Annotated in this window: 10 protein-coding genes and 1 riboswitch; of the genes, 8 read left to right on the top strand and 2 right to left on the bottom strand. The window is 65.3% G+C overall.

Annotated elements, in window-relative coordinates:
- Positions 1-244 precede the first annotated feature (244 nt).
- The 5 genes from ACPEE1_RS15950 to ACPEE1_RS15930 all read left to right on the top strand — a co-directional run bounded on the left by ACPEE1_RS15950 (position 245) and on the right by ACPEE1_RS15930 (position 8,348).
- A complete protein-coding gene (locus tag ACPEE1_RS15950; RefSeq protein ID WP_423933837.1) occupies positions 245-1,657 on the top strand; it encodes an SWIM zinc finger family protein in 1,413 nt (470 codons plus the stop codon).
- On the top strand, positions 1,654-3,375 hold the full coding sequence (locus ACPEE1_RS15945) for a DUF5691 domain-containing protein (RefSeq protein ID WP_423933835.1): 1,722 nt from the start codon (positions 1,654-1,656) through the stop codon (positions 3,373-3,375). The genes ACPEE1_RS15950 and ACPEE1_RS15945 overlap by 4 nt, the downstream gene beginning before the upstream one ends.
- A gap of 43 nt (positions 3,376-3,418) precedes the next feature.
- Positions 3,419-4,501 carry an ATP-binding protein gene (locus ACPEE1_RS15940; protein WP_423933832.1) on the top strand — a complete coding sequence of 361 codons (1,083 nt, stop codon included), beginning with the start codon at positions 3,419-3,421 and terminating at the stop codon, positions 4,499-4,501.
- A gap of 47 nt (positions 4,502-4,548) precedes the next feature.
- Entirely contained in the window at positions 4,549-7,110 is a 2,562-nt protein-coding gene (locus ACPEE1_RS15935) for a DUF5682 family protein (RefSeq protein WP_423933829.1), read from the top strand.
- Between the two features lie 116 nt (positions 7,111-7,226).
- Complete coding sequence (locus ACPEE1_RS15930; protein WP_423936460.1) at positions 7,227-8,348, top strand: VWA domain-containing protein; 1,122 nt, start codon at positions 7,227-7,229, stop codon at positions 8,346-8,348.
- Positions 8,349-8,429: 81 nt separating this feature from the next.
- Here the strand turns inward: ACPEE1_RS15930 and ACPEE1_RS15925 are convergent, their stop codons facing one another.
- Positions 8,430-9,164 (bottom strand): aspartate/glutamate racemase family protein, encoded by a 735-nt coding sequence (locus ACPEE1_RS15925; RefSeq protein ID WP_021027627.1) that lies wholly within the window; start codon positions 9,162-9,164, stop codon positions 8,430-8,432.
- A gap of 15 nt (positions 9,165-9,179) precedes the next feature.
- Positions 9,180-10,712, bottom strand: coding sequence for an NCS1 family nucleobase:cation symporter-1 (locus tag ACPEE1_RS15920; protein ID WP_423933826.1), 1,533 nt, complete (start codon positions 10,710-10,712; stop codon positions 9,180-9,182).
- 419 nt (positions 10,713-11,131) lie between these two features.
- A riboswitch (yybP-ykoY riboswitch) is annotated at positions 11,132-11,295 on the top strand.
- 19 nt (positions 11,296-11,314) lie between these two features.
- Here ACPEE1_RS15920 and mntP point away from each other — a divergent pair.
- From mntP to ACPEE1_RS15905, 3 genes are all read left to right on the top strand, one after another.
- Complete coding sequence (gene mntP, locus ACPEE1_RS15915; protein ID WP_116925055.1) at positions 11,315-11,884, top strand: manganese efflux pump MntP; 570 nt, start codon at positions 11,315-11,317, stop codon at positions 11,882-11,884.
- Positions 11,885-12,326: 442 nt separating this feature from the next.
- On the top strand, positions 12,327-13,322 hold the full coding sequence (locus ACPEE1_RS15910) for a DUF808 domain-containing protein (RefSeq protein WP_260719208.1): 996 nt from the start codon (positions 12,327-12,329) through the stop codon (positions 13,320-13,322).
- 288 nt (positions 13,323-13,610) lie between these two features.
- Positions 13,611-14,222, top strand: coding sequence for an OmpW/AlkL family protein (locus ACPEE1_RS15905; RefSeq protein ID WP_182345343.1), 612 nt, complete (start codon positions 13,611-13,613; stop codon positions 14,220-14,222).
- Positions 14,223-14,228 lie beyond the last annotated feature (6 nt).

Raw genomic sequence — 14,228 nt, 5'->3', positions numbered from 1 at the left:
CTGCCTACAATCGTGCGATGCCGCTAGGGACCCTCTGCAAAACTCCCTGCCGTGGTCTGAACGCAGACTCGGGCGATCCGCTGCGTTGTCTTCCTTGTCAATAGCTATTGCTATTGACTGCAAAAGACGCCTTGCGTTTCATCCCGATCCGCGTCCATCCCGCTTGGCGAGGGTTTTGCAGAGCATCCCTGGCGATAAATCTATAAAGCGGATTACTAACAGATTGAATGGACGGGGAGGCGGTTTGTCACGTGTCTTAGCAACCGAAGCCGAGGTGGTGGCGCTGTCACCGGATGCCTCTTCCACCAAGGCGGCACAAGGGTTGAAGAACCCCAGCAAATGGCCCAGCCTGGGCTGCAATGAAACGGCAGCCTGGGGCGAATGCCAGGGCAGCGGCTCCAAGCCCTACCAGACCCAGGTCGATCTGAGTGGGCCATCCTTCAAGTGCTCTTGCCCGAGCCGCAAATTCCCCTGCAAACATGGCCTGGCGCTGATGCTGCTGCGCGCTGCCGGCCAGGTGGCCGACAATGCCGAGCCGCCTGCCTGGGTCAGCGCCTGGCTGGACAGCCGCGCTGAAAAAGCCGAGAAAAAAGAAGCCAAGGCTGCTGCCATTGCCGCAGCTCCGCCGCCCGATCCCGAGGCGCTGGCCAAGCAGCAGGCCAAGCGCGACGACAAGCGCTGGGACAAGGTGGCCGCTGGCATGCAGGAGCTGCAACTGTGGATGCAGGACATGCTGCGCAACGGCCTGGCCAACCTCTCGGGCGACCAGCAGGCCCGCCAGCACTGGAACACGATGGCCGCGCGCATGGTCGATGCGCAGGCCAACGGCATGGCCGCCCGCATCAAGGAGGCCTGGGAGCTGGTGGACAGCCATCCGCAATGGTCGCGTGACCTGCTGGTGCAGCTGGGCCACTGGCAATTGCTGGCCGATGCGGTGGCACGGCGCGATACCCTCGGCGCCGAGACCCGCGCCGATGTGATGGCCGCGCTGGGCTGGCCCATGGACAAGGCCGAGGTGCAGGCGCGCGGCCAGGCGCTGGCTGATGACTGGCTGGTGGTAGGCCTGCGCCAGATCGAGCGCGAAGGCCGTCTGCAGGAGCGCCGCGTATGGCTGCAAGGTCTGCACAGCGGGCGCATCGCCTGGCTGCTCGATTATGCGCAAGGCGGCCGTGGTTTTGAGACCGCCTGGGTGCCGGCGCAAAGCTACCGGGGCAGTCTGCATTTCTACCCCGGCCAGGCGCCTCTGCGCGCGATTGCGGGTGCTGATATCGAGTTGCTGGCGCCTGGCGCCGGCGCGCCTTTGGGCGAGGCAGCATGGCGCGATGCCTTGGCGCAGCTGAGCCAGCGCATGGCCGCCAACCCCTTGCAGCCGGTGCAGCCGCTGTGGTGCGGCCAGGGGCGCTTGCAGATCAGCGCTGGCCAGTGGTATGCGGTCTGGCCGCAACAGGGCGAGGCCCCGGCGCTGGTGCCGCTGGCCTTAGCCGATGACCAGGCCTGGCAATTGCAGGCGCTCGGTGGCGGCGCGCCGATGGCGCTGTTTGGCGAATGGGAGGGCGGCCAGCAGCAAGGGCGTTGGCGCCTGCTCAGTGCCTGGCAGGCTAGCGATGGCCAGGCGCCATGGACCAACATCTGGCAGAACCGGGGTGACGTGCTGTGAGCCATGCAAATCTTTGGGCTGCCTTGCAGCAATCGGCGCTGGTGGGCGCCGAGCGGCTGGCGCTGCCAGCCATCTTTACCCAGGGCATCGACCGCAGCGCGCCCGCCAGCCAGCAGGCCCTGCAAGCGGCCTTGATGCAGCCGGCGGGCAGCCAGGCCGAGCAAGTGCTGCGCGCCACGGCCGTTGCTGCGGTGCTGGAGCGCGTGGGCTGGCAGCCCGGTGCATCGCAGCCGCAACTGCCAGCGGCGGCCGGCCCCGCTGCGGTGCCGCCACCGGCCCAAGAATCGCGCCCGGCACCGCAGGGCGAGCCACTGTTGCGGCTGCTGGGCGAGGTGCTGCAGGGCAATGCGCCCGAGCTGCTGGCGCTGGCCTTGGCCAGCCTTGATGAAGCCGGCCAGCGTCTGCCTTATGCGCTGCTGGTCGATGCCTTGCACCAGGGCCGCCAATCGGTGGAGCTGCGCCAATGGCTCACGCCGGTGCTGGGCGAGCGCGGCCGCTGGCTGGCCGCCCAGAACCCGCAGTGGGCCTATGCGCATGGCGTGCAAGAGACGGCCGATGCCGAGCAGATCTGGCAGGAAGGCTCGCTCGAGCAGCGTGTGGCCTTGCTGCAGCAGCAGCGCGCCACCGACCCGGCAGGCGCACGCGCGCGGCTGGAGGCCAGCCTCAAGGAGCTGAGCGCCCGCGAGCGCGCACCCATGGTGCAGAGCCTGGCGCGCGGCCTGTCGGCCGATGACGAGGCCTTGCTGGAAAAGCTGCTGGGTGACCGCAGCAAGGACGTGCGTGAATCGGCCGCCAGCCTGCTGGCACGCCTGCCCAACAGCCCGCACAGCCAGCGCATGGGCGCGGCGCTCCAGGCCATGCTGAGCCAGGATGCCAATGGCGAGTGGCAGATCGAGCCACCCCAGGAGGGCCACAAGGACTGGGAGCGCGACGGCATCACCCTGCAGCCGCCCGCCTATATCAAAGGCCATCGCGCCTGGTGGCTGCAGCAGCTGGTGGAGCTCACGCCCCTCGATTTCTGGCAGCAGCATCTGGGCAAGACGCCCGAGCAGCTCTGGGAATGGAGCCGGCGCAGCGACTGGAAGGGCGCACTGCGCCAGGGCTGGATCGCGGCGCTGCGTGCCCAGCGCGATGTGCGCTGGCTGCCGCTGATCCAGAGCATGGAGAGCGACTCGCGCAGCAGCGATGTGCTGCCGCTGCTGATGGCCGAGCTGAGCGCCGCAGAGCGCGAAACCCAGTGGCTGGCACAGCTGCAGGCCAAGCTGGGCAAGAGCGCCTTTATCGAGGCCATCCACCGCATCGACGAAGGCATGGGGCGCGCAGAGTTGCTCTCGCCTGCGATGTCAAGCTGGTTGCTGGAGGCCTTGCTCAGCACCTTGCAGGCGCGCCAGCCTGCGGGCAACTGGCACAGCTGGCAGGCCGACCATGCCATTCTGGCCTGCGCACGCCGCCTGCAGGTGGGCGATCTGGAGCGCTTTGCGCAGATGTGGCGCGCGCCACGCGCGGCAGTGCCCGCCGAGCCGGAACCTGCCGACACCGCTACCGCGCTGGTGGTGCCCGAAGGTGCTACCGAGGCCGAAGTTGCCAAGCTCAAGGAGGAGCAGCAAGCGCGCCTGGAGCGCTCGCGTCTGCGCCCCTGGGACGACGAGCAGGTGCTCGCCCAACTCAACCGCATTGTCGATCTGCGCCTGGCGCTGCAAGCGGCCCAGCCCGCCTGATGGCGCCCACCCCGAACCTATTGATCTCTACCGGAAGCACACCATGAGCCAAGTACTACGCCAGCATGCCGAGCAGCAATTTGCCGAAGAACTAGATGCCCTGCAAAAGGCCGATGACCGCCCGCGTCCGCCCAACTGGAAGCTCTCGCCCTGGGCCGTGCTGCAGTACCTGATGGGCGGCACGCTGAGCAATGGTTTTGAAGTGAGCGCCAAGTACATCGGCAGCCCTCGCCTGATGGAGATCGCGGTATCGACGCTCGCCACCGACCGCGCACTGCTGCTGTACGGCGTGCCCGGCACGGCCAAGTCCTGGGTGTCCGAGCACCTGGCAGCGGCCGTGAGTGGCGACTCGACCATGCTGATCCAGGGCACGGCCGGCACCAGCGAAGAGCAACTGCGCTACGGCTGGAACTATGCGCAGCTGCTGGCCCATGGCCCCTCGGAAAAGGCGCTGGTCCCCAGCCCGCTGGTGCATGCGATGAAGCTGGGCAAGATCGCCCGCATCGAAGAGCTGACCCGCATCCCCGCCGATGTGCAGGACACCTTGATCACCGTGCTGTCCGAAAAGACCTTGCCGGTGCCCGAGCTCTCGTCCGAGTTCCAGGCCGTCGCCGGCTTCTCGGTGATCGCCACGGCCAACAACCGCGACAAGGGCGTCAACGAGCTCTCCAGCGCCTTGAAGCGCCGCTTCAACACGGTCGTGCTGCCCGTGCCTGCCTCGCAGGATGAGGAAGTGAAGATCGTCACCAAGCGCGTGGGCGAGCAAAGCCGCGCGCTGCAGCTGCCCGCTGAAGCCCCCGCGCTCGAAGAGGTGCGCCGCGTGGTGCAGATCTTCCGCGAGCTGCGCAATGGCCAGACCGAAGACGGCAAGACCGTGCGCATCAAGTCGCCCAGTTCCACCTTGTCGACCGCCGAAGCGATCTCGGTGATCAACAGCGGCATGGCGCTGGCCGGCCATTTCGGCGATGGCGTGCTGCGTGCGCACGATGTCGCCTCGGGCCTCTTGGGCGCCGTCATCAAGGACCCGGTGCAGGACAGCGTGGTCTGGAAGGAATACCTGGAGACCGTCGTCAAAGAACGTTCCGAGTGGAAAGACCTGTACCGCGCCTGCCGCGAGCAAATCTAAGCCGCTGGCGCCGTTTTTCTTCTGCCCCGACAACGCTGACCGAGCCCATGGCCACTTCTGCTGACAACGTCCATTTCTTTGGCATTCGCCACCACGGCCCAGGCTGTGCGCGCAGCCTGGTGCATGCGCTGGCGCAACTGCAGCCCGACTGCCTGCTGGTGGAAGGCCCGCCCGAGGGCGAGGCGCTGCTGCCGATGCTGCGCAGTGCCGAGCTGCGCCCGCCTGTCGCCATGCTGGTGTACATGCAAGACGAGCCCAGCCAGGCCGCGTTTTACCCCTTTGCCGAGTTCTCGCCCGAGTGGCAGGCGCTGCAATGGGCGAGCGAGCAAGGGGTGACCACGCGCTTTATTGACCTGCCCCAAACCCATGCGATGGCCCAGGACTGGGCGCGGCGCCAGGCGTTGAAAAAGCCGGAGCCCGCGCAGGATGTGGATGGGGAAGAGGGCGAGGACGATCCGGTGCAAGCAGTGGACGAGGCGCCAGGCGATGCCGCTGAGGCCAGTGCCGACACGGCCCCGGTGACGGATGTGGACAGCGATGCAACAGATACCACCGCCAGTCAGCAAGCGCCGGTGCGCGACCCGCTCGACTGGCTGGCCCATGCGGCCGGCTTTGAGGATGGCGAGAGCTGGTGGAACCGCCTGGTGGAAGAGCGCGGCGACAACGAAGCGCTGTTTACCAGCATCAACGAGGCGATGACGGCGGTGCGCAGCGAGCTGGGCGACGACGGCGAGGCCTGGCGTGGCCCGCACTACGCGCTGCGCGAGGCCCAGCGGGAGGCGCATATGCGCCAGTGCATCCGTGAGGCGGTGAAAGCCGGCTACCAGCGCATTGCGGTGGTCTGCGGCGCATGGCATGTGCCGGCACTGCAGCAAAGCACCACCGCCAAGGCCGACAGCGCCGTGCTCAAGGGTTTGCCCAAGGCCAAGGTGCTGGCGACCTGGGCGCCCTGGACCTACCGCAACCTGGCCAGCCGCAGCGGCTATGGAGCGGGCGTCACGTCACCGGGCTGGTACGAGCATCTGTGGCAGTGCTACCGGGCGGATGCGGCCTGGGCACAGCAGGCGGCGCAAGGCCATTCGATGCCTGCACGCAGCGCCCGCGATGCCGCCACCTTGCGCACCGCAGGCTGGCTCACCCGCGTGGCACGCCTGCTGCGCGACAAGGACCTGGACTGCTCTAGCGCCCACATCATCGAAGCCACGCGTTTGGCCGAAGGGCTGGCTGCCATGCGTGGCCAGCCGATACCGGGGCTGCAGGAGATCAACGAGGCCATCGTCACCGTGGTCTGCATGGGCGAGACCGCGCCGCTGACCTTGATCGATGACGAGCTCACCGTCGGCCATGTGCTGGGCAGCGTGCCCGCCGATGTGCCGCAGGTGCCGCTGCAGCGCGATATTGAGCAGCAGCAAAAATCGCTGCGCATGAAGCCCGAAGCGGCGAGCAAGCTGCTGGCCTTGGATCTGCGCAAGGAGACCGACCTGGCGCGCAGCCATTTTCTGCACCGCCTGCGCTTGTTGGGCATTGGCTGGGGCACGCGCGCGGCCGATGCGCAGCGCAACCGCGGCACCTTCCGCGAGAGCTGGCAGATGCAGTGGGAGCCCGAGCTGGCCGTGCGCATCATCGAGGCCAGCGTGCATGGCGCCACCGTGGCGCAGGCCGCCACCGCGCGGCTGCGCGCCAGCCTCTCGCCCGATACGCCCTTGCCCGAGATTGCGCAGGCGATTGACGACGCGCTGCTGGCGAACTTGCCGCAGCTGGTCGAGTCGCTGATTGCCACCCTGGCCGAGCGCGCGGCCACCACCGGCGATGTGGGCCAGCTGCTGCAGGCGCTGCCGCCGCTGGCCAATGTGTACCGCTATGGCAGCGTGCGCCAGACCGATACCGCCTTGCTGGCCACGGTCATTGATTCGCTCGTGCTGCGCGCCGCCATTGGCCTGCCAGTGGCCTGCATGGCGATGGACGAAGACGCGGCCGCTGCGATGAAGGGCAAGGTGTTGGCCGCGCATGAGGCGCTGCGCCTGCGCGGCAATGATGCGCAAGCCCAGGCCGCTGTCGACGCCTGGCGCGCTGCGCTGCGCAGCCTGGCGATGGGCGACGCCGCTGCGGCCTTGCTGCGCGGCATGGCCTGCCGATTGTTGCTCGATGAGCATCTGCTGGACAGCGCCGAGGTGGTGCTGCAGTTCAACCGCAACCTGTCCTTGGGTGCTGCGCCGCTCGATGTTGCTGCCTGGCTGGATGGCTTTTTGAACCAGCAGGCGCTGGTGCTGCTGCACGACGAGGCCATCTGGGGTGCCGTCGATGCCTGGCTAGCGGGGTTAGGTGAGGTGCAGTTTGCGCAGATCTTGCCGCTGGTGCGGCGCAGTTTTGCCAACTTCAGCAAGCATGAGCGCCAGAGCCTGGGCGACAAGGCCCGGCGCGCGCCGGTGGCTGGTGCTGCCGTGCCTGCTGCCGCCTTGGCGGCGGGCGATGAGGATGCCCCCTGGGACGAGGCGCGCGCTGTGCTGGCGCTGCCGCTGCTCAACACCCTGCTGGGGCTGGAGCTGCCGCCCGAGTTGCTGGCGCAGATTCCGCCTGCCGCCACGCCTGCTAACCAAGCCCTGGAGTGATGACGATGACCCATGCCGCCCATCCCGCGCCAGGCCTGGCGCAAGACGATGCACAAACCCTGCCGCCTGATGAGGCAGAGGCGCTGCAGCCCACCACCCGCTTGCAGCGCTGGCGCATGGTGCTGGGCAGCCCGGCCGATGCCAGCTGCGGTACCGTGGGAGGACGCCTGCAGGAGATGGACCAGGCGCTGGCCGCGCTCTACGAAGGCGACAGCCAGCTCGGTTCGCGCAAGGGCGGCCGGGGCAATTCGTCGCCCTCGGTGTCGCGCTGGCTCGGTGATATCCGCAAGTACTTCCCCAGCCAGGTGGTGCAGGTGATGCAGCGCGACGCGATGGAGCGCCTGCAGCTGCGCGAGTTGCTGCTGCAGCCCGAGATGCTGGAGAACGTGCAGCCCGATGTGCACCTGGTGGCCAACCTGATTTCGCTCGGCTCGGTCATCCCGCAAAACACCAAGGCCACCGCGCGCCTGGTGGTGCGCAAGGTGGTGGACGAGCTGATGAAAAAGCTCGAAGAGCCGATGCGCAGTGCCGTGGCCGGCGCGCTGGACCGCAGCCAGCGCAACCGCCGCCCGCGCCATGCCGAGATCGACTGGAACCGCACGATACGCGCCAACCTGCGCCACTGGCAGCCCGAGTACCAAACCATCGTTCCCGAGACCTTGATCGGCTACGGCCGCAAGGCGCGCCGCCCGCAGCGCGAGGTGATTCTGTGCATCGACCAAAGCGGCTCCATGGCCAACTCGGTCGTCTACTCCAGCATCTTTGGTGCGGTGATGGCCAGCCTGCCTGCCGTCGCCACCAAGCTGGTGGTGTTTGACACGGCCGTGGTGGACCTGACCGACAAGCTCGACGACCCGGTCGATGTGCTGTTTGGCGTGCAGCTGGGCGGCGGCACCGATATCAATGGTGCGGTGGGCTACTGCCAAAGCCTGATCAGCGAGCCGCGCAACACCATCCTGGTGCTGATCTCGGACCTGTACGAGGGGGGCGTGGAATCCGGCCTGCTGCGCCGCGCCAATGAGCTGGTGGAGTCGGGCGTGCAGTTCATCACCTTGCTGGCGCTGAGCGACGAGGGCGCGCCCGCCTACGATGCGGCGCTGGCCGCCAAGCTGGCCGCCTTTGGGGTGCCGTCCTTTGCCTGCACCCCGGATGCTTTCCCGCAGCTGATGGCCGCTGCGATCCGCCGCGATGACGTCGCGGCCTGGGCGGCAACCCAGGGCTTCAAGACCAGCCAATGAGGCTGCCAGGCAGCCATCCAGCCAGAAAAAAGCCCTGCGGTGCAGGGCGGTTGGAGTAAGCAGAGTGGGGTAGAAGTCCGGTTAGCGGCCCAGCGAATCGGGCAGCGGAAAGCCGGTAATCCGCTTGGCGCGCGGCGGCGCATAGGTGCGCACCTTGGAGGTCTTGAGGCCCAGGCGCACCAGCGATTCGGCGATCGTCACCGCGGCAGCCACGCCATCGACCACGGGCACGCCGGTGCGGCTGCGCACCTTGTCTTCGAGCTCGGCCATGCCGCCGCAGCCCAGGCAGATGACCTCGGCATGGTCTTCTTCAACGGCCTTGGCCGCCTGCTGCACGATAGCGTCGACCGCGCGCTCGGGCTGGCTCTCGAGCTCCAGCACGGCCATGCCGCTGGCGCGCACCGAGGCGCAGCGCGCATCCAGCCCGGCCAGCTTGAGCCGGTCTTCGATCAAGGGCACAGCGCGGTCCAGCGTAGTGACCACGGCGTATTTGTGGCCCAGGAACATGGCAGTCGATGCCGCCGCCTCGGTGATGTCGACGACGGGCACTTCCAGCAGCTCTTGCAGGCCTTCGCGGCCATGCTCGCCGTAGCCGGCCTGGATGACGGCATCAAAGGGCTGGTCATAGCGCATCACCGCATCCATCACGCCAACGGCGCAGAGGTAGCTCTCAAAATTGCCTTCCACCGATTCTGCGCCAAAGCGCGGGGTGAGGGCGACGATCTCGGTGCCCGGTGCGGCCGCCCGGCGCGCCTGGGCGCCGATGGCCTCGGTCATGCTCTCGGTGGTGTTGACGTTCACGATCAGAATGCGCATGCAAAAAACTCCGTCTCAATGTTGGGCATGGTTCACGGCAATGGCCTCGCCGTCCTGGTCTTCATAGTGCTGGCCCTTGGGGGTCAGCAGCCAGTAAAACAGGCCGCCGAGCCCGGCCGCAATAAACCAGGAGAAATGCGACACCGACTCGAGCGCCGGCAAAAAGGCGAACAGCAGCGCAATCAGCGCCGAGGGCACCAGGGCCTGGATGGCGCGGCGGTTGACGCCGTTTTCGTAATGGTAAGGGCCGTTGCGGTCATCGCTGTAGAGCGCCGGCACATGCACGCGCTGCTTGCGGATCAGCCAGTAGTCGGCCATCACGATGCCAAACAGTGGGCCGAGGAACGAGCCCAGACCGCCCAGGAAATACAGGATCACCAGCGGTGAGTCGTAGAGGTTCCAGGGCAGGATCACAAAGCCGAGGATGGCGCTGACGAGGGCCGCGCGGCGGAAGTTGAGCTGGCGCGGCAGCAGGTTGGCCAGGGCCAGAGCGGGTGCGACAAAGTTGGCCATCAGGTTGACGGCGATGGTCAGGATCAGCAGCGACAGGCTGGCGAGCACCAGCAAGGGCTTGTTGGGGATCTTCTCGACGATGTCGGTGGGGCTCAGGATCAGCGTGCCGTCAATCGCCAACTGGCCGCCGGTCAGCACGACGACGATCAGGCCGAAGATCAGCATGTTGATGGGGATGCCCCAGAAGTTACCCTTGACCACGGCGCTGCGTGAGGTGGCGCCCCGGGTGAAGTCACAGAAATTGAGCACAAAGGTGCCATAGATGGCGACCCACAGCGAGGCTGCGCCCATGATCTGCACCCACATCGCCGCACCGGTGCTGGGCTTGGGCGCCGTCCACTGGATCTTGCCGCCCGAGCTGTACAGCACCCAGCCGGCCAGCGCGATAAAGGTCACCAGAATCACCGGGCCGGCAAAGGCCTCGTACTTGCGGATGCTCTCCATGCCCCAGCAGGCAATCATCGTCTGCACCAGCCACAGCAGGCTAAAGCTGATCCAGCCGAGCACCGGCAGGCCCAGCACCTGGTGCGCCAGCAGCGACTGCAGGCTGGGGAAGAGGGTGATCAACAGCACATCGAGCACCTTGGAGGCCAGGTAGGTCTGGATGCCGAACCAGGCAATCGCGACACCGCCCCGGATCAAGGCCGGGATCTGCGCACCCCGGGTGCCAAAGCTGATGCGGCTCATCACCGGAAAAGGCACGCCCGTCTTGGGGCCCATGAAGCCCGACAAGGTCAGCAGCACAAACAGCAAGGCAGCGCCCATCATCAGCGCCGTCAGAATCTGCCAGCCACCCAGGCCCAGCGCAAACAGGCCGATGGCAAAGGCGTAGTTGCCCAGGCTGTGCACATCATTGGCCCAGAGCGTGAACAGGCTGTAGGCACCCCAGGAGCGGCTGTCTTTCTTGGTGGGCGCGAGGTCTTTGTTGTAGAGCGATGGGCATACGCCGGCGGGCAATGCACCGGCCGCTGCGGGGCGCTGCTGTGCGGGGTTGAAGGCAAAGCCTGCGTTCTGGTCTGCTGCAAGATCGGTCATTGACATCCTTGGATCGGGCGCATCCAGCTGCGCCTTATTTGCGGCCTGGCGGCCGGGTTTGTCTCGTCATGTGCGCGGGTCCATGCATGGCATGTGCAGCACAAGACAGGCCTCAATGGCTATGCGTTGTGTGCACATATGCATACATTAAGTGTATACAAAACACCTGAAAATGAACTAGGGGCAACCCTGGGTGAAGTGCCACGCTGTTACTTGGGAGACGCCTTGGCTGCCTCTGTCAGAGGGTGCCAAGGGAGAGCTGCAATACATGAGCTTGCTCATGTTTCGGCTTGTAGCGGTTGGCGTTTTGCTGGGTCCAGGCCGCAACAGCAAGACGGAAATACGATCCATTCCTAAAGAACTTGGCGCGGTTGGGGCCATGTGCTCCTAAGCGCTGCGCAGCGTTTAGACTGCGGCTTCCCTTGGGGAGTAGCCTGCTTCCGCGCTGGAAGCGTCTGCGTCAACATACTCGGCATTTCGCATGCTGTGGCGCAGACATCCGTTCTTCGGTTGGCGAGACCATCGGCATGCCAGCACGACCTCGGTCGGGCAGTGGTGGCGTGCCGTTGTGCTCATGCCCGACTGTCCTAGAAGAACCTCCGATGAACGCTGCTTCCATTTCCCTGTTGGCGCTTGCCATGTCCACCGATGCCTTTGCTGCCGCGATTGGCAAAGGCTCTGCCCTTGTCAAACCCCGTTGGTCCGAGGCGCTGCGCACCGGCCTGATCTTTGGTGTCATCGAAGCCATCACGCCGCTGGTGGGCTGGGCGCTGGGCTATGCCGCGGCCGATTATGTGAAGGCCTGGGACCACTGGATTGCCTTTGTGCTGCTCTTGGTGCTGGGCGGCCGCATGGTGCTGGGTGCCTTCCAAAGTGCCGATGAGCCCGAGATGAGCCGGCCCGCGCGCCATGGCTTCTGGCTGCTGGTCGCCACGGGCTTTGCCACCAGTATTGACGCGATGGCGGTAGGCGTGGGCCTGGCCTTTCTGGATGTGAACATCACCGTCGTTGCGCTCAGCATTGGTTTTGCCACCTTTGCGATGGTGACCCTGGGCGTGATGGTCGGCCGCATTCTGGGCAATATCACGGGCCGCTGGGCAGAAGCGGTGGGTGGTGTCGTGCTGATTGCCATTGGCTCGCTGATTCTGTACGAGCACATGGTGGCCGTATAAAATCAAAGCCCTCCGCTGGCGTGGCAGAGGGCTTGGCTGCGTTTTGCGCTGTAGGAGCGTTGCTACAGGCAAAACAAAGCCCCGCAGAGCGGGGCTTAAGTGAGAGAGATCAGTGGGCTTGCAATTGCTGCGGGTGCCGGGTTTTTAGTTCTGGCTCAACCGCTTGCAGGCTGCGCTGGTATCAGAAGCGGGCAGGAGCACGCTTACGGTCACGTTCGTCTTCAGGCCAAATAGCAAACACTTCAGTCATTTCAGTCCTTTCACCTTTCTGGTGTAGATGGGTGTACAACGGGCCGCGCGCTGAAGTTGTTGACAAGGCCTGCATAAAGTTTTGTGAACAAGCTCCAACAAAACGTAGAAATCACCGTTTTATAGGGTCTGACACGGCATTGCACCGCGAAATCGCTATGATTTGCCACCGAATTTGGATTGGGAGTGCGTAATGGCTGGTGCTGGTTTGTTGATGTTGCTCGATGATATTGCGACCTTGCTTGACGATGTGGCGCTGATGACCAAGACGGCTGCGGGCAAGAGCACGGCCATCCTGGACGATGTGGCCACGCAGACCAAGGTGGCGGTGCAGAAGACCGCGGGGGTGCTGGGCGACGACCTGGCGCTGAACGCCGAGCAGGTGACTGGGGTCAAGGCCAACCGGGAGTTGCCGGTGGTCTGGGCCGTGGCCAAGGGCTCGCTGAAGAACAAGGCCATCCTGGTGCCGGCCGCGCTGTTGATCAGCGCCTTTGCGCCCTGGCTGATCACACCGCTGCTGATGATTGGTGGCGCTTTTCTGTGTTTTGAAGGGGTGGAGAAGGTGCTGAGCCTGTTCCACAAGCCCCAGCACACCCACGATGCCGTCAAGGAGTCGGCGCAGGCCGCTCAAATGGGCGTAGCCCCTTCATCGGTCAAAGCGGCCAACGAGAAGAACATGGACCCGGTGGCCTATGAAAAGGCCAAGGTGGCCGGCGCGGTGCGCACCGACTTCATCTTGTCGGCCGAGATCATGGCGATTGCGCTGGGCACTGTTGCCAGCAAGCCGATTGCCGAGCAGTTTGCGGTGTTGGTCGCTGTGGCGCTGGCGATCACCGTGTTTGTCTATGGTCTGGTCGCCGGCATTGTGCGCATGGACGATGTGGGCATGTGGCTGATGCGCAAGACCAGTGCCGCAGCCCAGGCCCTGGGCCGGGGCCTGATTGCGTTTACGCCCTGGCTGATGCGTGGCCTGTCGATTGTCGGAACGGCTGCGATGTTCATGGTGGGTGGCAGCCTGCTGGTGCATGGCATGGGCCCGATCGAGCATTGGTTGGAGAGCACCGTAGCCCCGATGGGTGGCGTGGTGGCACTGCTGGCCCCAACGCTGGTGCATGTGGCTGTTGGCGCAGCCATTGGTGGCCTGGTGGTGCTGGCGGTGGAGGCCTGGCACAAGCTGCGCGGGCACTGATCGCAAGCAGCAGCGCATGGCTGCTGGCCGCGTCCCTCGGGCGCGGCGCAGCAAGAGGCAGAAGGCGGCATCGCAACAGCGGGCCGCCTTTTTTCATCGCTTGTTTTGTCTCGTTGATCTGGGTCAGGGCCGCGCAGCCCGCTTAAGCAGAAGATGCAGACATGGACAGCAGAAACAGCTCTGCCGCCTTCAGATACGGCGCTTGGCGCGGGTGGGGACATGCAGATGCGGCCTGGGTTCAGCTACTTTTCAATCCATGCGAGCAAGATCGCAGCGAGGGCAATGACGATGAAAAAAATGATGTTGGCAGCGGCAGCTGTATATGCAATGGCGTCGGGCGCGGCGATGGCGCAAGAGGCGCAAAGCCCCTGGCAAGTGCGTGTGCGCGCCGTGCATCTGGACAGCGCCAACAAGGACTCCACCGGCCTGGGCCTGTCGATCAATGACAAGACGATTCCCGAAGTGGATGTGAGCTACTTCTTCACGCCCAATATCGCGGCAGAGCTGGTGCTGACCTACCCGCAAAAGCATGACCTGCGCTCGGACGGCGCCAAGATCGGCACGCTCAAGCACCTGCCGCCCAGCCTGCTCGCGCAGTACCACTTCACCAATATGGGCGCCTTCAAGCCCTACCTAGGCGCTGGTGTGAACTACACGCGCTTCTCGAACGTGAACTTTGCACCGGCTGTTGAGGCCGCGCTCGATCCATCGATCAAGAAGAACAGCTTTGGCCCGGCGCTGCAGATCGGCTTTGACTACATGCTGGACAAGCACTGGTCGATCAACGTCGACGTGAAGAAGGTCTACATCAAGACCGATGTGCGCTCGGCCGGCACCAAGGTGGGCACTTTTAAGGTGGATCCTTGGTTGCTGGGTGTAGGTGTGGGCTACCGCTTCTAAACAGGT

Origin of the sequence: Comamonas sp. 23, assembly GCF_049601575.1 — a bacterium.
In the GTDB taxonomy this organism is placed as follows: domain Bacteria; phylum Pseudomonadota; class Gammaproteobacteria; order Burkholderiales; family Burkholderiaceae_C; genus Comamonas; species Comamonas squillarum.
The sequence above is the reverse complement of the archived record's forward strand: the minus strand, read 5'-3'. Positions and strand labels throughout refer to the sequence as shown.

Excerpts from the sequence above, each read along its gene's own strand:
- ACPEE1_RS15940 (WP_423933832.1), top strand. The coding sequence starts at position 3,419 with ATGAGCCAAGTACTACGCCAGCATGCCGAGCAGCAATTTGCCGAAGAA.
- ACPEE1_RS15935 (WP_423933829.1), top strand. The coding sequence starts at position 4,549 with ATGGCCACTTCTGCTGACAACGTCCATTTCTTTGGCATTCGCCACCAC.
- ACPEE1_RS15930 (WP_423936460.1), top strand. The coding sequence starts at position 7,227 with ATGGTGCTGGGCAGCCCGGCCGATGCCAGCTGCGGTACCGTGGGAGGA.
- ACPEE1_RS15925 (WP_021027627.1), bottom strand. The coding sequence starts at position 9,164 with ATGCGCATTCTGATCGTGAACGTCAACACCACCGAGAGCATGACCGAG.
- ACPEE1_RS15920 (WP_423933826.1), bottom strand. The coding sequence starts at position 10,712 with ATGACCGATCTTGCAGCAGACCAGAACGCAGGCTTTGCCTTCAACCCC.
- mntP (WP_116925055.1), top strand. The coding sequence starts at position 11,315 with ATGAACGCTGCTTCCATTTCCCTGTTGGCGCTTGCCATGTCCACCGAT.
- ACPEE1_RS15910 (WP_260719208.1), top strand. The coding sequence starts at position 12,327 with ATGGCTGGTGCTGGTTTGTTGATGTTGCTCGATGATATTGCGACCTTG.
- ACPEE1_RS15905 (WP_182345343.1), top strand. The coding sequence starts at position 13,611 with ATGAAAAAAATGATGTTGGCAGCGGCAGCTGTATATGCAATGGCGTCG.